Below are 23,602 nucleotides of genomic sequence, written 5' to 3' on the forward strand. Positions count from 1 at the left end.
ATACATGGCTGAAGCACAGGCATTGGCAGCGCGCGAACCAACCGAGAAGGAAATCCGTCTCGTCATCGGGGCCAGCAGCGCCGGCACGATCTTCGAGTGGTACGATTTCTTCATCTACGGCACTCTCGCCTACATCCTGAAGGACGCCTTTTACGACGTCGATAATGACACGCTGGGCCTGTTGTTGGTCTGGTCGACTTTCGCCGTGGGCTTTGCTTTCCGCCCGATCGGCGCGATCCTGTTTGGCTTTCTTGGTGACCAACTGGGGCGCAAATACACCTTCCTTGTCACCGTCACATTGATGGGCATCGCGACGGCCGGGGTGGGCTTCATCCCGACGGTTGACCAGATTGGCATCGCCGCGCCGATCATCGTGATCCTGCTGAGGGTGATACAGGGCTTGGCGCTTGGCGGAGAATATGGCGGAGCGGCAATCTATGTCGCCGAGCACGCTCCCCCGGAAAAGCGCGGTCTCTACACCAGCTTTATTCAGGCCAGTGTTGCAGGCGGCTTTGTCCTATCCATCATTGTTGTGCTCGCCAGCAGTGCGCTGATGGACAAGGAGAGCTTTGAAGCATGGGGCTGGCGTATTCCGTTCCTGCTTTCGATTCTGCTTCTGGTTATCTCGCTCTGGATGCGCCTGATGCTTTCCGAAAGCCCTGTGTTCCAGGCGATGAAGGAAGCGGGCGAAACCTCTGGCAATCCGTTTATCGAGAGCTTCACCTACCCAGGTAACAAGAAGCGCATCTTCGTCGCGCTGTTCGGTATCACCGGTATCTTGACCACGATCTGGTACACAGCGTTCTTCTCCGGTCTCAGCTTCCTGCGCGGGCCGATGCATGTCGAGCCTGATACGGTGAACTGGATACTGCTAATCGCCGGCGCAATTTCGATGAGTTTTTACGTCGTGATTGGCCATTGGTCCGACAGGGTGGGGCGCAAGAAGCCGATCATCATTGGTGCGATTGCGACACTATTCCTCCTGTTCCCTGCGTTCTGGGGGCTGGGCAGCCTTGCCAACCCGGGCCTGCAGGATGCGGCGGAGAAGAACCCGATCACAGTCAGCGGACCGGAATGCGTCACCGATCCGTTCGCGCAGCTGTTTGATCGCGAACAGACCGATTGCGGTAAGGTGCTGGAGACGCTCACTGCATCAGGTGTCAGCTACACTCTGGTCGACGGAGACGAGCTGGCGATGAGTGTGGGCGGCGAAAGCGTCGCAATCGATCAGGCGTGGTTTGCACCGTCTGAAAAGCAAGGCGCGATCCGCACTGCTGGCATTCGCGAAGCGCTCAGTCTGTATGGGTTCGACTTCTCGCAGCAGAGCCCATCACTTGCGAACATCGTTGGGATTATTGCGATCCTGCTGGGCCTCGGGTTCCTCTCGGCACTAACATACGGTTCGGTCGCGGCACTTCTTTCGGAGATGTTCCCGCCGAGGATTCGCTACTCCTCCATGTCGATCCCGTATCATATCGGCGCTGGCTATCTTGGCGGATTCCTGCCGTTGATCGCGGGCGTGATCGTCGCCAGCACCGGCAATATCTACTCCGGCCTTTGGTACACTTGGGTTGTCGTAGCCTTCGGCGTTGTCGTCGCTTGGTGGGGATTGCCGGGCGGACCCCCGCAAGACTTTGTCGATGACACAACCGGCTGATCCGCCACATTCCACTCTGCGCCTGAAGGTCGATAGCGCTGCGCTTGCAGCGAATTGGCGCGCGCTTGATGCGTTATCAGGTCCAGCTGCTGCGGGCGCGGCGGTCAAAGCGAATTGCTATGGGCTTGGTGTCGATACATGCGTGCCGGCCTTGCGCGATGCAGGGTGCAGCGAGTTCTTTGTGGCGCATTGGAGCGAAGTATCCGGTGTTGCGAGGCATGTGAACCCTGAGCAAGTCTCGGTTCTGCACGGCCCGCTGAACGCTGACGAGGCGGCTTACGCTCGTTCAAGCGGTAGTGTGCCGGTCATTAATTCGCTGCATCAGGCCGAGATATGGCAGTCATCCGGCGGCGGCCGGTGCCATTTGATGGTCGATACCGGGATGAACCGTCTGGGTGTTGCGCTGAATGATCTTGGCAATGCAGCTTTGCAGGCGCTCGAGGTCGATATTCTGATGTCGCATTTGGTGAGCGCCGACGAAGATGGCCCGATCAACGCGCGGCAACTGCGTGATTTCCAAGCGGCGGTGCCAGCGATCAGCCATCGCCGGTTAAGTCTTGCGAACAGTGCCGGGGTGGCGCTGGGATCAGACTACAGTTTTGACCTCACGCGGCCGGGGCTGTCTCTTTACGGCGGCATTCCGCGCGATGAGTTGGGCTCTCAGATCAAGCAGGTCGCCTTTCCAGAGGCTGCGATTATCCAGACCAGGACAATCAGGGCAGGCGACACGGTCGGCTATAATGCGACCTTCAATGCGCCAAGCGAGATGCAGGTTGGCACGGTCTCTCTAGGATACGCTGACGGATATCTGCGCAGCTGGGGCGGCGTAGGCACCTTGATACATGAAGGTTGTCACCTGCCGGTACTGGGCCGAGTCTCCATGGACATGGTGATCGTCGATCTCGCAAATGCACCTGAATTGCGGGACGGAGACTGGCTGCAAGTGCCGTATCATTTGCCCGATGCTGCGCAGCAAAGCCCTCTAACTCAATACGAATTGCTCACCGTTCTGGGGCAGCGGTTCCAATAGTGCACCTGCGATGTTGCACTGCACATTGTGCAAGTGCTAAGGTTGCACAGCATTCAAATGGGATCGAGAGCAATCAAACATGGCTAAAAAATCAGGCGGCTCATCAGGCGACGCCGTAATCATCAAGAAGTACGCAAACCGCCGCCTCTACAACACCAGCTCTTCAAGCTACATCACGTTGGAAGACTTGGCCGGCATGGTCCGTGAAAACATCGAATTTCAAGTGCTCGATGCCAAGACCGGTGATGACATCACTCACTCGATCCTGACCCAGATCATCATGGAAGAGGAATCGAGTGGAGAGCAGCAGATGCTCCCAGTCAGTTTCCTGCGCCAGCTGATCAGCATGTACGGCAATTCAATGCAGACGATGATGCCCAGCTATCTCGAAGCGAGCATGCAAAACTTCCGCGAAAATCAGGCCAAGATCAAAGAGGCTTTCCAGAGCGGAATGAGCAACAATCCGATTGCTGCAATCCATGAGACAAACATGGCAATGATGCGCGCTGCGGCGGATGTATTCATCCCGGGTGCTGTCAAGAAAGCAGCTGGCAGCAAACCGGCCGATCACGATACTGCCACTGACACATCAGCTGACGAGATTGCAGCCCTGCGTGAGCAGATGGCGGCGATGCAAAAGAAGCTGGACGAAATCGGCAACTAAAGCGAAGGGCGTCGCGAACCAAGCGGCCCAACAACACCAAAGATCAGGATCACCGAACCGTGTCCAATATCCGCCACGCGCTGAACGTGAAGCGCGCCGACGATTTCGCCAAATGGTATCAGGAAGTCATCTCCGCCGCCGATCTCGCTGAGGAGTCGGGCGTGCGCGGTTGCATGGTGATCAAGCCGTGGGGCTATGGCATCTGGGAGCGTGTTCAGCGCTTGATGGATGACCGGATCAAGGCGGCGGGCATCGCCAACGCGTATTTCCCCTTGTTCATCCCGCTCGCCAATTTCGAGCGCGAAGCCGATCATGTCGATGGCTTTGCCAAGGAAATGGCAGTCGTCACCCACCACCGCCTGATTGCGGACGGGAAGGGTGGGTTGATCCCCGATCCTGAGGCCAAACTGGAAGAGCCATTGGTGGTTCGTCCTACCTCCGAAACGATCATCGGTGATGCGATGGCGCGCTGGGTTCAGAGCTGGCGCGATTTGCCACTGATGCTCAACCAGTGGGCCAATGTCGTGCGCTGGGAAATGCGCACCCGCATGTTCCTGCGCACCAGTGAGTTTCTCTGGCAGGAAGGCCACACCGCTCACGCCACGCGCAAAGAGGCGCTGGAGGAGACGCACCGCGCACTCGAAATGTACCGCGCCTGTGTCGAAGAAGACCTCGCCATGCCCGTCATTGCTGGTGAGAAGCCGGAGAACGAACGCTTCCCTGGCGCTGACGAAACCTGGTCGATCGAAGCGATGATGCAGGACGGCAAGGCGCTTCAAGCTGGCACCAGTCACTATCTCGGCACCAGTTTCGCCGAGGCAGCGGGCATCCGCTATCAGGACGCCGAAGGCACGCAGCAGCTTTGCCATACCACCAGCTGGGGCACTTCGACCCGCATGGTTGGCGGGGTGATTATGACACACGGCGATGATGACGGTATGCGTGTGCCACCGCGTATTGCCCCCCATCAGATCATCATCTTGCCAATGCTACGCGATAAGCCCGAAGATGCGGAATTGCTCGCCTATTGCGAGGAAGTTCGTGCAAGCCTTGCCGGCCAATCAAGCATGGGCGAACCCATCCGCGTGCTGCTTGATAAGAAACCGGGCAAAGCCTCGGCCAAACGCTGGGACTGGGTGCGCAAAGGTGCGCCAGTGATCCTCGAAGTCGGTCCGCGCGATATGGAAGGCGGCAAGGTTGCTGTCCTGCGGCGTGACGCTCTTTGGAACATGGACAATGGCAAGCCTGCCATGGCTTTCACGCCGCGCGACGAGTTCGTGGGCGGTGCCGCCGCGCTGCTCGAAGATATCCAGAACGGGATGTTGGAAGAAGCCCGCACCCGCCGCGATGCGAACATCACGCGTGAGGTTGGGCACTGGCATGATGTGGTGAACTTCTTCCGTAAGGGCGGAAAGTACCCAGGTTGGGTCGAAGTCAACTGGTCGAAGCCCACCGGCGACGTGCTGGAGAAAGTGGTCGAGCAACTCAAAGGCGAGAAGCTGACCATCCGCAATGTGCCAAAGGACAGCAAGCCTGCCGAGGGCGAGTGCATCTTCACCGGCGAAGCTGCGGTTGAGCGGATTCTGATCGCGCGCGCCTATTGATCTGGCGGCGGCTGCGCTGCACAAGACGGCGCATGATCAAACGTCTTGCATTGCTAGCCGCATTCGCCGCCGCTCCACTCGCTGCCGGCGACCACTCCAGCCAAAACCACGATCCTGGCACCGAGGTGTTCTGAGGAACGCTTGCGCGCGGATATGGACACGATTGTCGGTTTCGGCACGCGCCATACGTTATCGTCCCAGACCGATCCCAAGCGTGGCATTGGCGCGGCGGTCAATTGGGCACTCGATGAATTCAATCGTATCGGTGCGAAGTGTGATGGCTGCCTTGATGTGAAGTCGGTTGAGCGCGTGATCAAAGCTGATGGTCGCCGTATCCCGCAAGACACGCTGGTGCGCAATGCCGTCGCAATCCAGTGGGGCAGCGAACGGCCCAAGGAAGTGATCATTGTTCAAGGGCACTATGACAGCCGCGTTACCGATCCGCTCAACGGTACCGATGATGCGCCAGGTGCGAACGATGATGGCTCGGGCAGCGTCATGATCCTCGAAGCCTCCCGCATCCTTTCGCAGCGCAAGTATCCAAGCACGATTATCTACGCGCTGCTAACCGGCGAAGAGCAAGGCCTCTACGGCGCACGCATCCTCGCCGATTGGGTGGAAGAGCAGGGCATGACGGTCAAAGGCGTGCTCAACAACGATATGATCGGCAGTCCTTGCGGCTCCGATGGCTATTGCGACTTTGAACATGTCCGCGTCTTTTCCGAGGGCCCGCGCGCAGACTCAACCGAACGTTTGCGTTCACGCCAACGCCGTTTTGGTGGCGAGAATGATATGCCGGGACGCAATCTTGCGCGTTGGGTTGGGGATGTGGCCAAGGCCTATCCGACGGGAATGCAGGTGCGTCAGATTTGGCGGACCGACCGTATGGGGCGGGGCGGTGACCAGATCCCGTTCCTCGATAAAGGCTATCCCGCGCTGCGCATTGCTGTTTCGGTCGAAGACTATGAGCATCAGCACCAAGACCTGCGCACTGAAGATGGCGTGAAATACGGCGATACGGTTGATGAGCTGGACTTCAATTACCTGACGCGAGCCTCGCAGTTGAATGTCCGCGCGCTGCACCGTCTGGCCCATGCACCCATGCCACCTTCTGTGACTGCCGATGCGGCTGTGCGGGTGGATACTGTGCTGAATTGGGGCCTCACCAAGGGCGCCGACAAATTCATCATCAAGGCGCGACGGACCGATGAGCCGTACTGGCGCGATGTTTTGCCCGATGGCACCAAAGGCGAGGATATTCGCGACATAGTGCCGGCGTCGACCATCAGCTATGAAGTGTCTGTGCCGTTGCGCGGTGATGATTGGTTGTTCGGCATTTCGGCATGCACTGGCGAGTACTGCTCGCCCGTTTCAAGCGCAGTACCCGGCGGTGCGTTTGAGCCTGTGGCGCAGCCTGACGACTAACGCTCAGCGAAAAATCCTTCTTCGACAAGCTTGGGCCGAACGGGTAAGGGCACGCCGATGCCCCAGTTCAAGCCAAAGTACCCCAAGGGCCTGCCGTCCAAGAAGCAGGTTCTCGAGTTCATCCAATCCTCTGACACCCCCGCCGGCAAGCGCGAGATTGCCAAGGCTTTCGGGTTGAAGGGGCAGGAGAAAATCGCGCTCAAAAAGCTGCTTAAAGACATGGCCGAAGAGGGCCTGATAGACGGGCGCAAGACCGCCTATCACCGCATGGGCGGAGTTCCGAAAGTCACGGTGCTGCGTGTGGTCGAAATAGAGGATGGCGAAGCGATTGCGGTGCCTGACGCGTGGTCCCCCGATGCGCCCGACAAGCCCCCGCGTCTGACGCTGCGCGAGATGAAAGGACGGGGCGGCAAACGCGCGCCTGCGCTCAAACGCGGTGATAGGGTGCTTTCTCGAACCGAGGAGCGGGAGAGCGGATGGATCGCCTATCCGATGAAAAGGCTGCCTACGCTCACTGAGGGCATGATGGGCGTGGTTGAGATCGACAAAGCGGGCAAGGCATGGCTCGCGCCGGTCGACAAACGCATCCGCCAATCCGCGCGGATCAGCGATCTGGGCATGGCAAAGGAAGGACAGCTCGTTCTCGCCGAGCGCACCGGTCGTTCGGAACGGTCGGGTGTGAAGGTGGTCGAGGTCTATGGCGATCCTCTTGCACCCAAGAGCTTTAGTCTGATTGCCATCGCCAAGCACGGCATCCCGCACATCTTTCCGGAAGAAGTGCTCGATGAGGCGCCGCTCGCGGCAAAGCTCAAGCTATCTGAGGATAAGCGAGAGGACCTGCGCGCGCTTCCTATCGTGGCCATCGACCCCGCTGATGCGCGGGATCACGATGATGCGATCTGGGCCGAGCCGGACGGGAAGGGCGGCTACAACGCGCTCATCGCGATTGCGGATGTCTCTTTCTACGTCCGGCCGGGCTCTGCGTTGGACCGAGAGGCGCGCAAGCGTGGAAACTCGGTCTATTTCCCTGACCGCGTTGTGCCGATGTTGCCAGAGATACTGTCCGCCGATGTCTGCTCACTAAAGGAGGGCGAGGCCCGCGCGGCGATGGCGTGTCATCTCCACATTGACGCGCAGGGTCAGATCAAGGACTTCCGCTTTACGCGCGCGCTTGTCCGTATCCATCACAATATTGCATATGAGGATGCACAGGCTGCCATCGATAAGGGCGACGCGCCCGAATATTTGCAGAACCTTTGGGACGCATGGAAATTGCTCGCCGATGCGCGGGCGAAACGTGATCCGTTGGAACTGGAATTGCCAGAACGGCGCGTTGTGTTGAATGAAGAAGGCCAGATCGCGGAAATCGCAGTGCGCGAACGGCTTGATGCGCACCGCGTGGTCGAAGATTTCATGATCGCTGCCAATGTCGCCGCAGCAAAGGCGCTGGAAGCCAAGGCCGCGCCGGTGGTTTACCGCGTCCACGAGCAACCGGCTCGCGAGAAGCTGATCGCGCTGCGCGATTACATGGCGACCCTGGGCAAAAAGCTTGCGCTGGGTCAGGTGATCACGCCGGGTCTCTTCAATTCCATGCTCAAGAATATCGAAAATGAGTCTGAAAAGGCTCAACTTATGGAGGCCGTGCTGCGCAGCCAGACACAGGCCTATTACGGGCCGAACAATGCCGGGCACTTCGGCTTGGCGCTCGGCTCCTATGCGCATTTCACGTCGCCTATCCGGCGCTATTCGGACCTGTTGGTGCACCGTGCACTTGTTGACGCGTATTGGCTGGAGCAGCCAGCACCGCCGGGCTCGATTCCAGACACATCTGGCCTTGCAGACCGCGACCGCGACAATTTGCAAGCGATCACCGATGCGATCAGCCAAACCGAACGGCGCGCGATGGAGGCAGAGCGCGACACGATCGACCGCTATGTCGCGGCATGGCTTTCCCACCGTGTGGGCGAAGTGTTCGACACGCGCATCACAGGTGTCCAGAGTTTCGGCTTCTTCGCCACCATCGAAGGGCTCGGGGGGGACGGCCTCGTCCCAATTTCAACCCTCGGCGGAGAGTACTTCCGTCATGACGAAGCCGCGCAATCATTGGTCGGCGCTGACACTGGAACGACTTACTCGGTGGGTGACAGGCTAAAACTGAAGCTCGGAGAGGCCAACGCGCTCACCGGTGCGCTCAAATTTGTGCCGGTGGATGCTGAAGGCAATGCCATTGAAACGCGTGGTGGTCGACCCGAGCATCGCCGTCGTGGACCAGGCGGGCCGAAAAAGGGCGGAAAATATATGAAGGGAAAACGCGGACGGCCGGGCAATATCCGGCATCAGGGTCGCCGGCGGTAACTACTCCGGCTTATCCACCTTCTTCTCGTCATAACCAGGCGGGATGACATAGAGCGGGCAGGGCAGCGTGCCTGCATTGCCGGAAAAGTGCGAAACGAGAGGGCCCGGATTGCCGCCTTTTGCCGCGCCCAGGACGAGAGCATCGACCTCTTTGTGCTCTGCCAAAAACTTGGTCACGATCTTCTGGCCATTGCCGATTGCCACAGAAATTGTGGGCATAATCCCACTTTCGGCCAACAAATTGCCCGCAACGCCGTGCGCCATAACTTCCGCCCGGTCGCGCGCTTCCTGTTCGATGGTCGCCTGAACGCCGCTGAACGCGCTGACATTCTGCTGAGCCACGAGGGCGAGGAGATGCACGCCGCCATCGACTGCTACCGCCCTGCGCGCTGCATAGCGCAGCGCCGCGCGGGCCTCTTCGCTTTCATCGATGACTACGAGAAATGTGCGCATACGTATATCTCGCTCCCCCATTCGGGTATCCGGCCAAAATCCGAACAATGCAAGGCCTTGCCCAAGCGTCTTGAATTCGCCAAATCAGAATGCACCCGAATTACTGCAGAATGGGTCAAGGGAGTCTCTGCACGCAATGCCTATCGAAATCAAAATGCCCGCGCTTTCGCCCACGATGGAGGAAGGCACTCTGGCCAAATGGCTGGTGAAGGTGGGCGATGAGATCTCCTCCGGCGATATCATGGCCGAGATTGAGACGGATAAGGCGACGATGGAATTCGAAGCTGTGGATGAGGGAACGCTGGCAGCGATCCTTGTCGATGAAGGCAGTGAAGATGTGAAAGTCGGAACGGTCATCGCGATGCTCGCCGAGGACGGTGAGGATGTCGGCGATGTGAAGGCTCCGAGCGCCACGCCTGCTCCCGCGCCAGCTCCGGTTGAAGCCAAGGAAAAGCCTGCACCAGCACCAACTCCCGCCCCGGCACCTGCTCCCGCCGCCGCTTCATCGGAGGGCGACCGCATCATTGCCTCGCCGCTTGCCAAGCGAATTGCTGGTCAGAAAGGGGTCGACCTCTCAAGCGTAACCGGAAGCGGTCCGCGCGGGCGCATTATCAAAGCAGATGTGGAAGGTGCACAAGCTGGCACAGCTCCGGCCAAGGCAGCCGCGGCGCCTGCTGCAAGTGCTCTCACACCGCCCGCGACAGAATATGATGCGCCGTTTGAAGAGCAGAAGCTCAACAATGTGCGCAAAGTCATCGCCAAGCGCCTGACCGAAGCTAAGCAGCAGGTCCCGCACATCTACCTGACCGTCGATGTTCGTCTCGATCCGCTGCTCGCGCTGCGCAAGCAGTTGAATGAAAGCCTCGAGGCTGACGGCGTGAAGCTTTCGGTCAATGATCTGATTATCAAGGCGCTCGCCCGCGCTTTGCAACGCGAACCGCAATGCAATGTCAGTTTCCAAGGCGACGTGATGCACCAGTACACACGGCAGGATATCTCCGTTGCCGTGGCTGCGCCCACTGGCCTGATCACGCCGATCATCCGAGATGCCGGTCGCAAGGGTCTCGCCGAAATCTCGACCGAGATGAAAGAGCTTGCGGGCAAGGCGCGCGACGGAAAACTGCAACCCCACGAATTCCAGGGTGGCACCGCATCGCTGTCAAACCTCGGCATGTTCGGCACGAAGCAATTCGACGCCGTTATCAATCCGCCGCAGGGCATGATCCTCGCCGTCGGCGCGGGTGAACAGCGGCCCTATGTGGTCGATGGCGCGCTGCAGGTTGCGACTGTTATGTCGGTCACGGGCAGCTTCGATCACCGCGCGATTGACGGGGTGGATGGTGCGAAACTGCTCGACCAGTTCCGCAGCCTGATCGAAAGCCCGATGGGGCTGGTCGTCTAAGAACTACGAGGGGGAATTTCATGCGTAACATCGTGATTGCAACGCTGGCGGGCCTGACACTGGTCGCCTGCGAAAGCGAAGCCGAACCAGATCAGACCGCTCCGACTGAGGAGACGACGGAAGACGGCACTGTCGAGGATGGTGCCGATAGCTCTGAGGATGCGGAATCTTCGGAAGCCGTTGAGACGGAAACGGCGGAAGACAGCAACACTGTCGAAGCGCCAACGATCGCCGCGCAACCTGTGCGGTATGGCTTTGACGGCCCCGATCTTGATGCGTGCGGCAGCTACGGTGAAGTCAGTGGCCTGAAAGCAGGCGGCGATGGCTTCCTTTCGGTGCGTGCAGCACCGGACGTGAAAGCGACTGAGCTCGATCGTCTTAGATCGGGCCAAGGCGTCACGTTCTGTGACTCGGCCAAGGGCAACAGCTGGATTGGCGTTGTTTACGACAAGTCAGGCGGCAAGGACTGCGGCACAGGCTCGCCTATTGATGCGACCAGGAATTATCCAGGTCCGTGTCAGTCAGGTTGGGTGAGTGCAAAATACGTCACCTTGATTGCCGGGTAACTGCTCTTGGCTGACCGCGACCCACTTATCCGTGTCACAGCTATGCCTGCTGACACAAACCCGTACGGGGGCGTGTTCGGTGGCTGGCTGATGAGCCAGATGGCGCTTGGCGCGGGTGCGTTGGCAAGCCGCGTGGGGCGGGGCAAAGCTGTGGTCGTCTCCGCGACCGACTTTGCCTTTCCGGGCGCAATGGCGGTTGGCGATGAACTCAGCGTCTATTGCGATTTGCGCGATACGGGGAACACGTCTCTAACGATCTTCGCCGAGGGAATTGCGCGCGAACGCAATGGTGAAGCGGAGATGACGGTCGCGCACGGTACGTTTAAATTCGTGCTGCTGGACGAGAATGATCGCCCGCGACCGGTCGAGGCAGTTGCGACATGATCGTTTTCCTACCGCATGCCCGCTGTGGGAGTATGAGCGCGATGCGCATATCAGCAGTCCCTTTCCGCCTATCCACCTCACCGCGCCGCAATGTGCGAAGCCGCTTTTTTTGCTTTCTGGACAGTGTAACAAGTGTTTCACGAGTCAGACTTCAGATGGGAAACCTGAATGACTGCTACCTCCTATGATGTGATCGTCCTTGGATCAGGCCCGGGTGGCTATGTCGCCGCGATCCGCTGTGCGCAGCTTGGATTGAAGACTGCAATTGTCGAGCGAGAGAACCTTGGCGGTATCTGCCTCAACTGGGGCTGTATCCCGACCAAGGCGATGCTGCGCTCGGCAGAGATTTACCACTACATGCAGAACGCGGCGGACTATGGCCTCGCTGCAAAGGGGATCGAGGCGGACCTCGAAGCGATTGTGAAGCGCAGCCGCGGTGTTGCGAAGCAGCTCAATCAGGGCGTTGGTCACCTGATGAAGAAGAACAAGATCACCGTGCATATGGGAGAGGGCACGCTGACCGGCCCGACCTCGTTAACGGTGAAAGGCGAGAAGGGCGAAGAGAAGCTCAGCGCCAAGCACGTGATCGTCGCTACCGGTGCAAGGGCGCGGGACCTGCCGTTCGCCCCTGCCGACGGCAAACGTGTCTGGACCTATCGCCACGCCATGGTGCCGCCGGAGATGCCGAAGAAGCTGCTTGTGATTGGATCGGGCGCTATCGGCATTGAGTTCGCAAGCTTTTACAATGACATGGGCGTTGATGTTACAGTGGTTGAAATGCTTGATCGGATCGTCCCGGTCGAGGACCATGACATCTCTGCCTTCCTGGAAAGGAGCCTGAAAAAGCAGGGCATCAACGTGATGACCGGCGCCGGGGTCGAGGACCTGAAGGTTGCCGACAAAGGCGTGAGCGCGAAGATCAAGGATGCGAAGGGCAAAGTCGAGACGACCGAGTTTAGCCATGTAATCGTTGCTATCGGCATCGTGCCGAACACCGAGAACATCGGGATCGACACGCTGGCCGAGATGGATCGCGGCTTCATCCAGATCGATCCCTACGGCCGCACGAAGTCAAAGGGTCTTTGGGCCATCGGTGACTGCACACCAGGTCCCTGGTTGGCGCATAAGGCTAGCCATGAAGGGGTGACTTGCGCCGAGGCCATCGCGCAGGAGCTGGGGAACAAAGATGTCCACCCGCACCCGCTTGATCGCAGCGCGATTCCGGGCTGCACCTATTGCCACCCGCAAGTCGCGAGTGTTGGTATGACCGAGGCCGCCGCCAAAGAGATGGGCAAGGACATCAAAGTTGGCAGCTTCCCTTTCATCGGCAACGGCAAAGCTATCGCGCTGGGCGAGGCTGAGGGGATGATCAAAACGGTGTTCGACGCCAAGACGGGCGAGCTGCTTGGCGCGCATATGGTGGGCGCAGAGGTTACCGAATTGATCCAAGGCTATACCGTCGGCAAAGTGCTCGAGACGACTGAAGTGGAGCTGATGCAGACTGTCTTCCCGCACCCGACGCTTTCAGAGATGATGCACGAAAGTGTTCTCGATGCCTATGGAAGAGCGCTGCACTTTTAGGGCAAACCATGTCGCGGCGTTGTTAAGACATTAACCAACCGCGTGAACCCCATTCGAACGGCATTTCGATATTGCTCTCCGAAGTCCGGGGTCTTTGACCTCCGCTTTTTGGGGATGTCGAGAAATGCAAATGCTAGCCAAGGGGACACGGGCACTCGATGCTCCGATCCCCAACTGGGTCGCTAAGCACAGCGGGACGTCCTTCGGAAGTGATGTCAATCAGCGGGCTGATTGGTCCCAGTTAACCAAATATTGCGGTTTTCATTGTTTGGGTGACGCTGAGCATCCCGAGACCCTTCGTTCTGTTGTTCAAACGGGGATGGGAAGCTTGGGATTAGGCCGCGAAATAGTTTTAGCAACGCAAGGGACTGAGTGATGAGAAAAGCCACTATCAATCAGCTCGGCATGTTGCTCGGTCCGCTATGCTTGGCCCTATCTTCGCCGGCACTGGCCGACACACACTCCAGCTCCAAAGTCTTTGACGACACAATTGGTGAAGCCAAATCTCTGATGATGGCTGACTCCGCGAAAGCGCTTGAGCTCGCGCGTGATGCTCAAAAGCTTGTTACGGAAGAGACCGATGATGCCGTGAAGGACAAGCTAACCGCGCAATGGCTTGAAGCCGAAGCGTTGATGCGCCTTCGCAAGTCTGAAGAAGCCGGCTCGATCATCGAGAGCGCTTTGGAAGAAGCGGAGACGAGGTTTCCCGACGATAAGCTCTATGCCGACCTTCTGCGTTCGCAAGGATCGTTCAATGCTGGAGCAGGCAAGTACGGTGAAGCGCTCGACGCATTTCTGACCGCGCATGACAAATACAAAGCGCTGGGTGAAGATCGTAGCCGCGCAATCGTGCTCCAAAATATCGGTTCGCTCTATTCAGATGCCCGAGATTATGAGCGTGTTCTGCGGTATTATCGACAAGCAAACGAAGCGTTTCCAGATGACAATGCGCTAGCTCTTTCTGCCTATAACAATACGGGCAACGCGCTAAAGGAGCTGGAGCGGTTTGATGAGGCCGAGGAGGCTTTCCGTCAGGCGCTCGAAGCAGCTGGAAAGATGGGCAGCCCGCTCCTCGAAGCACGAATCCTAACAAATATCGCGTCGACCCAATATGCGAAGGGTGAATACGCAGCCGCGGAGCAAACCGTGGTCCGCGGACTTCGGATTGCCTATGCAGATGCGCCCGAATGGCGCCGCTTCCTATATGGCGTTCGCGCACAGAATGCCCTTGCGTTAGGACAGACTGCGACCGCGGAACGTTACATCGGAATGACCTTTGCTGGCGAAGATCTGAGCCAGACGTCGCCTTTCTTCCGCGACTTCCATGCCACCGCGCATAAAGTGTACTCCGCGCGCGGTGACAGCAAGCTGGCGCTGGAGCACTTTGCTGCGTTCCACAGAATTGATGATGAAGCTCGAGATCTGTCTGCGACCGCAAACAGCTCTCTGCTGGGTGCGCGCTTTGATGCCGCGAACAGAGAGCTACGCATCTCCAAACTCTCGGCTGAGAAAGAGGCTAACGAAGCGCGTCTCTCCAGCGCAAACAACCAAGTCATTCTGCTGACGCTGGGTATCCTTCTTGTTATCGTGGCATTCCTCGTTGCGCTTGGAATTCTACGCACTGTTAGCCGCAGCAAGGCCGCAATCAGCGCGGCGAACGAGAAGCTGACTTATGTGACCCAGCATGACGGCTTGACCAGTCTCTTCTCTCGCGATCATTTCCGCCATCTTCTTGAGGAAAAGGCGAAGGTTTGTCGCGAACGCGGGAATGAGGCTGCGTTGATGTTCATCGACCTCGACAGGTTTAAGCAGGTCAATGACATCTACGGTCACGGTATTGGTGACTTGCTTTTAACGCAGGTGGCAAGCCGTTTCCGTGAGGCAGCTGGGAAAGATGCGATTATCGGGCGTTTGGGCGGTGACGAGTTTGGCCTGTTGCTTCCACCTGGAACCGAGTTTGGCAGCGCTATCGAAATGGCCAATGCGATCATCGCACGCGTGAGTGAAAGCTATAAACTTGAGGACTTTGAAGTATCGATCGGGGCTTCGATCGGTGTCACTTCTATCAACGGCGAAGGCTCGACAAGTTGGCACATGACGAACGCCGATCTGGCACTTTATGAAGCGAAAAACCGTGGCCGAGGCATTTGCGTCACGTACGAGCCCTCCATGCGTGAGAAGCTTGAAGACCGATCTAGCCTTGAAAACGATCTAGGCGACGCGCTCGAAAATGGTCAGATGTCGATTGTTTATCAGCCAATCATTACCGGATCGGACCGCTCCGTGCTGGGCTACGAAGCCCTGATGCGTTGGACTCATCCCGAACGCGGTGTTGTTTCACCCGGCGTGTTCATTCCGGTTGCTGAAGACGCGCTTCTTATTGATCGTTTGGGGGCATGGATGCTGCGTTCCGCTTGCGCGGAAGCAACAAATTGGCCTGAGCATATCAAGCTGACAGTGAACATTTCAACGTTGCAGCTGTCGAACGCGTCATTCCTTAGCACCGTAACGCATGCTCTAGCGACGAGCGGGTTAGCACCTGAACGTTTGATCCTTGAACTCACCGAGTCTCTGATCGTCGAAATGGACGATGATCTTGAGCAGCTGTTGAGCAGCCTCAAGGCACTGGGCGTTTCATTGGCGCTGGATGACTTCGGGCGTGGCTACTCGTCGCTCAACTACATTGAAAAGATGCACTTCTCGATGATCAAGATTGATCGCGAATTCGTTCAAGCTGCGGCTGCCGGATCGGTCCGTAGCCAGGCAGTCGTTACTGCGATTGTGTCGCTGGCAAACTCGCTCAATATTGATGTTACGGCAGAAGGCATTGAGGAAGAGGATCAAGTTGACGCTATGCTCAACCTTGGATGCTCGTGTCTCCAAGGGTTCCATTTTGCCCGCCCTGAGGCAGTCGTTGAACAAGACAGCCGCTCGTCCGACAAAAAACAGAAGTCCGCTGCGGCATAAGGCCGCAGTCGCCTCAGAACTTCATAAAGAGATTGACGTTGGCAACGTGATCCGTGCGATTTTGCCCTGGACGAAAGGCGGTCTGGTTTAGGTAGCCCGGAACAACTTCCACACCTTGAGTGATAGGGACGGAGACACCGGCAAAGTTGCGCCACAGGCCGATGCCATCGCGTTGAAGTGGTGTTTCGTTGAGAGCAATGAATGGCTCCGTGTAAGCGACGAATTTGTTGTTGCCGCTGATCGGCACTCGTAACTGCACGAAAGGCCGGAAGCGCAGAGCGACTTCACCATCCTCTTCGAAAGTGCGTTGCTCGAAACGGTTCCGTGAATCGATCGTGGTGCCGCCTGATGTTTTGAAAAGACGGACGTTCAGCTCTTGATAGAAACGGTGTTCATTGACCTCCACCGGACCAACCGGATCGGTGAGAATATAGGCATATCCGGCGCCAACACTGACTTTGTCATTCAGCCTGTATCCGACAAGAGATCGCAGTAAGAGTTGGCCGAGACGATCAGCATCGTTTGTGAAACGCTCCTGGGCTTCAACCCGGATGAAAACGTCATCATCGACGTCAACAGTAGCAAACTGTCCCGTCCAAATGTTGAAGTCCTCTTCTGCTGCCGCGGGTGTCGCGATTGGCATTGATAGTGCAGCGGCGGCTAGGCCAAGTTTCTTGATATGCATGGGATCAATCACTCTGTGTTCTAAGCAAAAAAGACGGGCGACACCATTTTGGTGCCGCCCGTTTGAAGATCGCATCCATCGGAGAAGGGGGAGGTGATGGATGCGCGGGGTCAGCTCATTAGTTCGATGCGACAGTTGCTGGAGAGAAAGGCATCGAACTGTGATGGGTGTTGATTTTCAGGTTGCCATCGGCATCACGGACGTAGCCGAATGTGTATTCAACCTTCGTGATGCTGCCGTCAGGGCCGGTGAAGAAGTAGTTACCCATGGCCATTGCGTTGTCATCATCAGTGACGATTCCTTCGTTTTCAAAACGAACATTCGTCCAGCCTTTGATCGCGAAACCGCTGTCTTCGGCGCGCATGCCCTTCACGAAGTAGCTTAGGGCTTCATCATATGTGCCGCGGAACTGATCTTCGGCAGCTAGGGTTGGCTTGAAGAGAACCATGCCATTGTCGTAGTTGTAGAGTGTGTCGAGATGCTTCTTGGCTGCAGCTTTGTAGTCACCATTAGCAGCATGGGTCGCGCTGATTTTGACGATGCCTTCGCCCCAAGCTTTCTGAGCAGCTTCCACTTCCTCAGTGGTGATGGGAGCTCCACCAGCGAGTGCAGGCGTGGCGAAAGTCGCCATGGTAGCGCCAGCGGCAGCGAGCAAAACAGTCTTTTTCATGTGTAATCTCCTGTTGGGCAACCGGGTCAGCGGCTGATGGGCAAGAGATATGATCAGTTCGAATCTCGAAAATCAGCCGGATGGCATGCTCTCCGGCCTAGGCCGTATGGCCTATGCGTTTTGAAATTTGACCTCTAAGTTAGCGGTAATGTCGAACCAACTGCCTGTGATGCCGTCTGATACCGAGACAATTGCCGAGCTTCGGGAGTTATATCGCGAGGCTGAGGCCCGCGCCGCGCGTCTGCGGCTCTTGCATGTCACTGGGCAACATCTGGCTGGCGCGGGCGCTGAAACCCTTGAGCAGGTGCTTCGAGACTGTGCGTCCCGCATCGCTTTCTTCGTAGGTCGCAAGTCGGGTTCACTGGTCGCAACTGGAGAGCCCGGCGGCATCCCGATCCCGGCGCCAGGCAACCAAGATGATGTGCTGGCGGCGATCAAGATTGATGGCCTACCGTCCTTGGACTCAATCCCGGATCGCGAAGATCGCGAAACTGTCCGTATGCTGATCGACATGTTGGGCGGCGCGATGAGCCGCATTCAACAAGAGCGCGAGAAGACTCATCTGCTGCTCGAACTGAAGGACAGGGAGCGACGGCTCGAAACGCTCTTGGAGTGGATATTCACTGCGCAGGAAGACGAGCGTCGCCGTGTTTCGCACGAGCTGCATGACGGGGTAGCGCAAACTGCAACCGCTTTGGTTCGAATGCTTGAAAGTGTCGAAGCGGGGAATACTGCCTTGGTGGGCGACGATGGTATTGGGCACGCTGATGTGGCGCGAGGCCTTGTGTCAGAATTGCGCCGCGTGATTGCGGGGCTTCGACCGACATCTCTCGATGATCTGGGATTGCTCCCAGCTTTGCGCACACTGATAGAAGGGCTGGAGGCTGAAGGATTTACCATCACAGAACGATTGGGCGCGGACAGCGTTCGACTTCCCGCAGTAGTAGAGAATGCTCTGTATCGTGTCGCACAAGAAGCAATCGCGAACATTCACAAGCACGCGGGAGGCCCCTGTGATGTCATTATCGAGGCTCAACTTTCGCCAGATCATGACGAGCAGTTTCTTCGAGTGATAGACTTTGGCAACGGACCATCTGAAGCGACACACTCAGCACCCTCAGAGTCCGGCAACAATGTCGGCATTGAGGTGATGAAAGAGCGTATGACAGCAATTGGTGGTCGCTTGGAGTGGCGGGCAGGCAGCGAGAAGGGCGTCGTGGTCGAAGCGCGACTTCCGAAGGCTTACTGATATGGCTGCTCCACGTATTCTTATTGTCGATGATCATCAGCTTGCGCGTGAAGGATTGAAGGCTGTCCTTAGCGCCGGCGGGATCGAAGTTGTGGGCGTTGCTGAAACGGGTGAAGAGGCAATCACCCTCGTCGAGAAGCTTGGTCCTGACGTGGTGTTGATGGATGTTCGCCTCGGCGATGGTATCGATGGTCTAGAAGCAACACGACGGATAGTCGCGATGGCGCTGCCTACCAAGGTGATCATGCTCACGCTGCACGATATGCCAGGTTACGTGAGACAGGCATTGTCCGCCGGAGCTGCTGGTTATGTCCTGAAAGATACCGAGATTGGTGATCTGCGGGCGGCAATCGATCAGGTAATGGCAGGGCAATCGGCATTGCCATTGGACTTGGTAAGCGCAGCCATGCGTGAGGATACGAAACCAACGCCGCACCGTGACCTTTCTCAGATCCTTACAAACCGCGAACAGGATGTGGTTGGGCTTGTTGCAAGAGGGCTTACCAACAAAGAAATCGCCCGCGAGTTAGAGATTAGTCCGGCGACGGTCAAAGTTCATGTTGAACGGTTGATTGGTAAGCTAGGCGTGGCAGACCGTACGCAGGCTGCTGTGCTGGCCGTCCAGATGAAATCGGAGCAGTAAGCAAACTATGGCGAACCGATCCGTTTCAACTCCGAAGAGGCTTTGGACTGACAGGCCACTGACCTTCAAAGGATTGGTGGTTGTCGCGCTGCCGTTGACGATCCTCATCGGGTCTCTCGTCTCACTCTATCTTGCGAGTAGTGCGGAGACACGTGCCGAAGATGATGTACGACGAGCGTTTGCGATTCAGCGCGATATCTATCAGGTCCACGCTTTGTTAGCCGAAGCTGCGGCGGGCGTACGCGGCTATGTACTGACCCGAGAAGATCGGTTTTTAGAGCAGTATCGTGCGGCGGAAGAAGACCTACCAGCGACAATGGAACGCCTGGATGATGCGATCGAGGATGAAGTTGTTCGGGAGTATTTTGGCGAGCTAGAGCTGGTCGCTGCAGAAAAGCGCGAGGGTTTGAGCGCTACGGTTGTCGAGGCCCAAGACGCGGACAACCTTACAGCCGCCGAGGTAGAAAGCGCCTTGATCGCGAACAAGCTGGCGCTGGACAACGTCCGCCGCGTCATTGACAAGATTCAAGTGCGCGAGGCCGTAGTGCTGGATCAACGCCGTGCCCTCGTTGATGATGTGCGCACTCGGTTTCTCACACTTACAGCAGTGAGCGGTATCGTTGGTCTGCTTGGCAGTCTCGCTGCAGTGTATCTCTTCTCAACTGGGATCGTCCGACGCGTTAGCAAGTTGGAAAGCAGTGCGGGTAGGCTCGCGCGCGGTGAGCGCTTGAGCGAAATGCCCGAGGAAGCTGACGAAATCGGGCGATTGTCACAACGCTTGGTTGGTGCCAGCGCGCTATTGAGGGAGCGCGAGGCTGACTTGAGGGCGAGCGAGGAGCGGTTCCGCCTCGTTCTCGAGCAAGTACGCGACTACGGCATATTCACGCTCGATCAGTCTGGCACAGTTACAAGTTGGAACCTTGGTGCAGAACGCATCAAAGGGTGGCAGGCCGAGGAAATTCTCGGCAAGCATTTCAGCCGTTTCTACCCTGAAGATACGCGGGAGTTTCTGCCGAATCAGATGCTTGAGCGGGCCAGTATCGAAGGCGCAGCAGAAGACGAAGGTTGGCGGCTTCGGAAGGATGGTTCGCGCTTTTGGGCTAACGTTGTAATTACCGCTTTGCGCGATGAAGCTGGCGACTTGCAGGGCTTCGCCAAGGTTACGCGAGACATGACCGAGCGTCGCCGTAGCGAGGAGGCGTTGCGGGTCGCACGCGAAGATGCGGTGGCCGCGAACCTCGCGAAAAGTGAATTTCTCTCACGGACCAGCCACGAATTGCGCACGCCATTGAATGCCATTCTTGGTTTTGGGCAGCTGCTTGAGATTGATGAGGATGATTTTGCCGAGCCACATAAGGCGGCGATTGAGCAGATCACCAAAGCGGGACGTCATCTTTTGTCGCTGATCAATGACCTGCTCGATATCTCAAGCATCGAAGCGGGTGGCGCCGACGTTGAGATCGAAGCTGTAGATATGAGCAAATTGCTTGAGGAAGTGCATGATCTTGCAGAGCCCATAGTCGCCAGTGCGGGCTTGAAATTCGATATGAGCCTTCCGGATAGTCCGGCAATTGTTAGCGCTGATCAAAGGCGCGTGACGCAGGTTATCCTGAACCTTGTTGGGAACGCAGCAAAGTACAATACCGAAGGCTCTTTTGTTCGATTGAGCGCCTCAAGCGCAAGCGGAAATGTCCGTGTGTTTGTAGAGGATGATGGACCCGGAATTGATCCAGCCAATGCGCCGCGTCTATTCACAGCTTTTGACCGGCTTGGTCAGCAAAAACGGCCAATAGCTGAAGGGACGGGACTAGGTTTGGCACTGTCCAAAAGTCTCGTCGAGTCTATGGGCGGAGAGATCGGCTATGAGCCGGGAGGGAGGGCGCGCGCTTCTGGTTCACGCTTTCTCTTCATGATGGCGATGCGTCGCTCAATGCGGCTGAAACGCAAGGGGCCAAATGATGCCTACACAACTGGTTTCAAGCGAAGAAATCCTCGGGTGCAAAGTCCTCGCGATTGATGATGAAGAAGCCAACGTCCTGCTCTTGCGCAACCTTCTGCAACGCGAGGGATACACAGACATTCATTGTCTGACGGACTCTAGCAAAGCGCTCCGGGCATACATTGATATCGAACCCGATATCGTTCTGCTCGACCTGATGATGCCGGAGGTGGATGGCTTCCAACTGCTCGAGGCCTTTTCTCGGCACGATTCAGCCAATGAATTCCGCCCAGTTTTGGTGCTGACTGCTGACACAACCATTCAGGCGCGTCGAAAGGCTTTGGCTCTGGGGGCAAAGGATTTCGTGGCCAAACCTTTCGATGTGATCGAGGTGGGCTTGCGCATCTCCAACCTGCTGGAAACGCGCCTGCTTTATGAGCGGCTGAAAGGCTGACTTTCGGGAAGTGCTGGCGGACAGGGTGGGATTCGAACCCACGAAGGGCTTGCACCCTTGCCGGTTTTCAAGACCGGTGCATTCAACCGCTCTGCCACCTGTCCGCGCGAGCAACAGCCCGTTAGCGCGAGTGTGGACGCTTGTCACCCGCCTTCATCGGTGTACACGCATTTCATGGCTCAAGGCACTCACGACTTCGCACCCGATCCGCGCAACGAAAGCGTCCTTATAAACGTCAACGGCACTCTGGTTCCGAGACCTGAGGCGACCATTTCGGTGTTCGACAGCGGCTTCATGCTGGGCGACGGCGTGTGGGAAGGGCTGCGCCTTCATCGTGGCAAAATCGCCTTTCTCGAAGAGCATATGGACCGCCTCTATGAAGGTGCGAAAGCGATTGCGATGGACGTTGGCCTATCGCGTGAAGAGCTTGAAAAACGAGATCTACGACACCGTAGATGGCAATGAGATGCGCGACGCCGAGGGAGTCCATATCCGCCTGATGGTTACACGTGGTATTCGCTCGACGCCGTATCAGGATCCTCGGGTTGTGATCTCTCCAGCGACCATCGTGATCATCCCCGAATACAAGGCGCCGCTGCCTTCAACGATTGAGACGGGTATCCGCCTGTTCACGGTCCATGTCAGGCGCGGTGATCCAGCGGTGCAGGATCAGAAGCTCAACTCGCATTCAAAGCTCAACTGCATCACCGCCTGTATTCAGGCAACACAGGCGGGCGCAGACGAAGCTCTAATGCTGGATCCGCATGGATTTGTGGCAACGTGCAATTCGACGCATTTCTTCATCGTTCGCAAAGGGGAAGTTTGGACCTCCAGTGGGGATTACTGCCTTGGCGGGATTACGCGTTCGAACGTTATCCGTGTGTGCCGCGAAAACGGCATTCCCGTGTTTGAGAAGAACTTTTCGCTTACCGATGTCTACGGCGCTGACGAGGCGTTCGTGACAGGCACATTCGCCGGCGTGGTCCCAGTTACTGAGGTTGATGGTCGTTCGCTGACGGAGGGGAGGGGGGCAATGGTTGATCGCCTCCAATCACTCTATAAGGGATTGATGGAGCGAGATGTCTCATGACCATTAGGATCGCAATGTGGTCCGGGCCGCGTAACATCTCCACGGCGATGATGCGCAGTTTTGGCTCGCGCTCCGATTGCGCGGTGAGCGACGAGCCATTCTATGGTGCATTTCTGAAGCACAGCGGTGAGCCGCATCCGATGGCGGCGGAAACGATCGCGGCGATGGATTGCGATTGGAACAGTGTTCTGGCGACCCAATCCGGGGCCGCGCCGGAAGATGCGCTGGTCTGGTATCAAAAGCACATGCCGCACCACATGGTTGGGCACATTGACATTCGGGACTTCCCTGGCCACCGCCACACATTCTTGATCCGCGCGCCGGAACGTGTGGTCGCAAGCTATCGCAACAAGAATGAACTGCGACGGCCCGAAATGCTCGGTTTCGCGCAGCTGAGGCAGTATTTCGATTGGGAGGCTGAGCGCACCGGTGAAGCGCCCATTGTCGTCGATTCTGATGCAATCTTGCGTGATCCCGCGACCGTACTTGAGCGACTTTGTCAGAGACTCGGCATAGGCTGGGACCCAGCCATGCTGCACTGGTCCAAAGGGCCGTTGCCAGAAGACGGCGTTTGGGGCGAGCATTGGTATGACAAGGTCAACGCCTCAACGGGTTTCGGTAACGCTCCTGGTAGCCTGCCTGTGCTAGAAGGCGGCTATCTCGCAGTCGCGGAAGCCTGCCGAGATGATTACGAAGCGCTGCTTGCCCACTCAATTTAGCGCACAAGTGCAATTGCCTGTCGATTTGCGGGCTTGGGTAATTGGCAATTCAGCTTGGCTGTGAG

Annotated in this window: 21 protein-coding genes and 1 tRNA gene; 18 read left to right on the forward strand and 4 right to left on the reverse strand. The window is 57.3% G+C overall.

Annotation, left to right across the window (positions count from 1 at the left end):
* Window positions 1-4 precede the first annotated feature (4 nt).
* From AC0V6K_RS14110 to rnr, 6 genes are all read left to right on the forward strand, one after another.
* Window positions 5-1,657, forward strand: a complete 1,653-nt coding sequence (locus AC0V6K_RS14110) for an MFS transporter (RefSeq protein WP_472623309.1) — start codon at window positions 5-7, stop codon at window positions 1,655-1,657.
* Window positions 1,641-2,687, forward strand: coding sequence for an alanine racemase (gene alr, locus AC0V6K_RS14115; protein WP_472623311.1), 1,047 nt, complete (start codon window positions 1,641-1,643; stop codon window positions 2,685-2,687). The genes AC0V6K_RS14110 and alr overlap by 17 nt, the downstream gene beginning before the upstream one ends.
* A 79-nt stretch (window positions 2,688-2,766) precedes the next feature.
* On the forward strand, window positions 2,767-3,351 hold the full coding sequence (gene phaR, locus AC0V6K_RS14120; protein WP_472623313.1) for a polyhydroxyalkanoate synthesis repressor PhaR: 585 nt from the start codon (window positions 2,767-2,769) through the stop codon (window positions 3,349-3,351).
* Between the two features lie 59 nt (window positions 3,352-3,410).
* Window positions 3,411-4,955, forward strand: coding sequence for a proline--tRNA ligase (gene proS / locus AC0V6K_RS14125; protein ID WP_472623315.1), 1,545 nt, complete (start codon window positions 3,411-3,413; stop codon window positions 4,953-4,955).
* 153 nt (window positions 4,956-5,108) lie between these two features.
* Window positions 5,109-6,380, forward strand: a complete 1,272-nt coding sequence (locus tag AC0V6K_RS14130; RefSeq protein ID WP_472623317.1) for a M28 family peptidase — start codon at window positions 5,109-5,111, stop codon at window positions 6,378-6,380.
* A gap of 57 nt (window positions 6,381-6,437) precedes the next feature.
* Window positions 6,438-8,735: a ribonuclease R gene (gene rnr / locus AC0V6K_RS14135; protein WP_472623319.1), complete on the forward strand. Its 2,298-nt coding sequence runs from the start codon at window positions 6,438-6,440 to the stop codon at window positions 8,733-8,735.
* On the opposite strand, the gene AC0V6K_RS14140 is transcribed toward rnr, so the two are convergent.
* Window positions 8,736-9,188, reverse strand: coding sequence for a universal stress protein (locus tag AC0V6K_RS14140; protein ID WP_472623321.1), 453 nt, complete (start codon window positions 9,186-9,188; stop codon window positions 8,736-8,738).
* 136 nt (window positions 9,189-9,324) lie between these two features.
* Here AC0V6K_RS14140 and AC0V6K_RS14145 point away from each other — a divergent pair, with 136 nt between their 5' ends.
* The 5 genes from AC0V6K_RS14145 (at window position 9,325) to AC0V6K_RS14165 (ending at window position 16,088) form a co-directional block, all read left to right on the forward strand.
* Window positions 9,325-10,590 carry a pyruvate dehydrogenase complex dihydrolipoamide acetyltransferase gene (locus tag AC0V6K_RS14145; protein ID WP_472623323.1) on the forward strand — a complete coding sequence of 422 codons (1,266 nt, stop codon included), beginning with the start codon at window positions 9,325-9,327 and terminating at the stop codon, window positions 10,588-10,590.
* A 20-nt stretch (window positions 10,591-10,610) separates the two neighbouring features.
* The gene (locus AC0V6K_RS14150; protein WP_472623325.1) at window positions 10,611-11,156 is read left to right on the forward strand and encodes a hypothetical protein; all 546 of its coding nucleotides are present in this window, start codon (window positions 10,611-10,613) and stop codon (window positions 11,154-11,156) included.
* A gap of 42 nt (window positions 11,157-11,198) precedes the next feature.
* Entirely contained in the window at window positions 11,199-11,540 is a 342-nt protein-coding gene (locus AC0V6K_RS14155; RefSeq protein ID WP_486172675.1) for an acyl-CoA thioesterase, read from the forward strand.
* A 168-nt stretch (window positions 11,541-11,708) separates the two neighbouring features.
* Entirely contained in the window at window positions 11,709-13,121 is a 1,413-nt protein-coding gene (gene lpdA / locus AC0V6K_RS14160) for a dihydrolipoyl dehydrogenase (protein ID WP_472623329.1), read from the forward strand.
* Between the two features lie 375 nt (window positions 13,122-13,496).
* Window positions 13,497-16,088: a putative bifunctional diguanylate cyclase/phosphodiesterase gene (locus AC0V6K_RS14165; RefSeq protein WP_472623331.1), complete on the forward strand. Its 2,592-nt coding sequence runs from the start codon at window positions 13,497-13,499 to the stop codon at window positions 16,086-16,088.
* 13 nt (window positions 16,089-16,101) lie between these two features.
* Here the strand turns inward: AC0V6K_RS14165 and AC0V6K_RS14170 are convergent, their stop codons facing one another.
* Entirely contained in the window at window positions 16,102-16,773 is a 672-nt protein-coding gene (locus tag AC0V6K_RS14170) for a DUF2490 domain-containing protein (RefSeq protein ID WP_486172676.1), read from the reverse strand.
* 118 nt (window positions 16,774-16,891) lie between these two features.
* A complete protein-coding gene (locus tag AC0V6K_RS14175; RefSeq protein WP_472623335.1) occupies window positions 16,892-17,443 on the reverse strand; it encodes a phosphoribosyl-AMP cyclohydrolase in 552 nt (183 codons plus the stop codon).
* 148 nt (window positions 17,444-17,591) lie between these two features.
* On the opposite strand from AC0V6K_RS14175, the gene AC0V6K_RS14180 reads away from it, so the two are divergent.
* Genes AC0V6K_RS14180 through AC0V6K_RS14195 form a run of 4 tightly spaced genes read left to right on the forward strand, consistent with a single transcriptional unit; the run spans window position 17,592 to window position 21,728 of the window.
* Window positions 17,592-18,692 (forward strand): sensor histidine kinase, encoded by a 1,101-nt coding sequence (locus AC0V6K_RS14180; protein ID WP_472623337.1) that lies wholly within the window; start codon window positions 17,592-17,594, stop codon window positions 18,690-18,692.
* 1 nt (window position 18,693) lies between these two features.
* Complete coding sequence (locus tag AC0V6K_RS14185; RefSeq protein WP_472623339.1) at window positions 18,694-19,335, forward strand: response regulator; 642 nt, start codon at window positions 18,694-18,696, stop codon at window positions 19,333-19,335.
* Between the two features lie 7 nt (window positions 19,336-19,342).
* On the forward strand, window positions 19,343-21,352 hold the full coding sequence (locus tag AC0V6K_RS14190; RefSeq protein ID WP_472623341.1) for a sensor histidine kinase: 2,010 nt from the start codon (window positions 19,343-19,345) through the stop codon (window positions 21,350-21,352).
* Window positions 21,294-21,728, forward strand: a complete 435-nt coding sequence (locus AC0V6K_RS14195) for a response regulator (protein WP_472623343.1) — start codon at window positions 21,294-21,296, stop codon at window positions 21,726-21,728. The genes AC0V6K_RS14190 and AC0V6K_RS14195 overlap by 59 nt, the downstream gene beginning before the upstream one ends.
* Window positions 21,729-21,742: 14 nt before the next feature.
* Here AC0V6K_RS14195 and AC0V6K_RS14200 read toward each other — a convergent pair.
* Window positions 21,743-21,832: transfer RNA gene (locus AC0V6K_RS14200), tRNA-Ser, on the reverse strand.
* 70 nt (window positions 21,833-21,902) lie between these two features.
* Here AC0V6K_RS14200 and AC0V6K_RS14205 point away from each other — a divergent pair.
* From AC0V6K_RS14205 to AC0V6K_RS14215, 3 genes are read left to right on the forward strand one after another with little or no spacing between them, the layout of a single operon-like run.
* Window positions 21,903-22,193, forward strand: a complete 291-nt coding sequence (locus tag AC0V6K_RS14205) for an aminotransferase class IV (protein WP_472623345.1) — start codon at window positions 21,903-21,905, stop codon at window positions 22,191-22,193.
* A complete protein-coding gene (locus AC0V6K_RS14210; RefSeq protein ID WP_486172677.1) occupies window positions 22,147-22,818 on the forward strand; it encodes an aminotransferase class IV in 672 nt (223 codons plus the stop codon). The genes AC0V6K_RS14205 and AC0V6K_RS14210 overlap by 47 nt, the downstream gene beginning before the upstream one ends.
* The gene (locus AC0V6K_RS14215) at window positions 22,815-23,537 is read left to right on the forward strand and encodes a sulfotransferase-like domain-containing protein (protein ID WP_472623349.1); all 723 of its coding nucleotides are present in this window, start codon (window positions 22,815-22,817) and stop codon (window positions 23,535-23,537) included. The genes AC0V6K_RS14210 and AC0V6K_RS14215 overlap by 4 nt, the downstream gene beginning before the upstream one ends.
* Window positions 23,538-23,602: the final 65 nt, after the last annotated feature.

The sequence above is a fragment of the Erythrobacter sp. S43 genome, from assembly GCF_057364955.1.

Excerpts from the sequence above, each read along its gene's own strand:
- AC0V6K_RS14110 (WP_472623309.1), top strand. The coding sequence starts at position 5 with ATGGCTGAAGCACAGGCATTGGCAGCGCGCGAACCAACCGAGAAGGAA.
- alr (WP_472623311.1), top strand. The coding sequence starts at position 1,641 with ATGACACAACCGGCTGATCCGCCACATTCCACTCTGCGCCTGAAGGTC.
- phaR (WP_472623313.1), top strand. The coding sequence starts at position 2,767 with ATGGCTAAAAAATCAGGCGGCTCATCAGGCGACGCCGTAATCATCAAG.
- AC0V6K_RS14130 (WP_472623317.1), top strand. The coding sequence starts at position 5,109 with ATGGACACGATTGTCGGTTTCGGCACGCGCCATACGTTATCGTCCCAG.
- rnr (WP_472623319.1), top strand. The coding sequence starts at position 6,438 with ATGCCCCAGTTCAAGCCAAAGTACCCCAAGGGCCTGCCGTCCAAGAAG.
- AC0V6K_RS14140 (WP_472623321.1), bottom strand. The coding sequence starts at position 9,188 with ATGCGCACATTTCTCGTAGTCATCGATGAAAGCGAAGAGGCCCGCGCG.
- AC0V6K_RS14145 (WP_472623323.1), top strand. The coding sequence starts at position 9,325 with ATGCCTATCGAAATCAAAATGCCCGCGCTTTCGCCCACGATGGAGGAA.
- AC0V6K_RS14150 (WP_472623325.1), top strand. The coding sequence starts at position 10,611 with ATGCGTAACATCGTGATTGCAACGCTGGCGGGCCTGACACTGGTCGCC.
- AC0V6K_RS14155 (WP_486172675.1), top strand. The coding sequence starts at position 11,199 with ATGCCTGCTGACACAAACCCGTACGGGGGCGTGTTCGGTGGCTGGCTG.
- lpdA (WP_472623329.1), top strand. The coding sequence starts at position 11,709 with ATGACTGCTACCTCCTATGATGTGATCGTCCTTGGATCAGGCCCGGGT.
- AC0V6K_RS14165 (WP_472623331.1), top strand. The coding sequence starts at position 13,497 with ATGAGAAAAGCCACTATCAATCAGCTCGGCATGTTGCTCGGTCCGCTA.
- AC0V6K_RS14170 (WP_486172676.1), bottom strand. The coding sequence starts at position 16,773 with ATGCATATCAAGAAACTTGGCCTAGCCGCCGCTGCACTATCAATGCCA.
- AC0V6K_RS14175 (WP_472623335.1), bottom strand. The coding sequence starts at position 17,443 with ATGAAAAAGACTGTTTTGCTCGCTGCCGCTGGCGCTACCATGGCGACT.
- AC0V6K_RS14180 (WP_472623337.1), top strand. The coding sequence starts at position 17,592 with ATGTCGAACCAACTGCCTGTGATGCCGTCTGATACCGAGACAATTGCC.
- AC0V6K_RS14185 (WP_472623339.1), top strand. The coding sequence starts at position 18,694 with ATGGCTGCTCCACGTATTCTTATTGTCGATGATCATCAGCTTGCGCGT.
- AC0V6K_RS14190 (WP_472623341.1), top strand. The coding sequence starts at position 19,343 with ATGGCGAACCGATCCGTTTCAACTCCGAAGAGGCTTTGGACTGACAGG.
- AC0V6K_RS14195 (WP_472623343.1), top strand. The coding sequence starts at position 21,294 with ATGCCTACACAACTGGTTTCAAGCGAAGAAATCCTCGGGTGCAAAGTC.
- AC0V6K_RS14205 (WP_472623345.1), top strand. The coding sequence starts at position 21,903 with ATGGCTCAAGGCACTCACGACTTCGCACCCGATCCGCGCAACGAAAGC.
- AC0V6K_RS14215 (WP_472623349.1), top strand. The coding sequence starts at position 22,815 with ATGACCATTAGGATCGCAATGTGGTCCGGGCCGCGTAACATCTCCACG.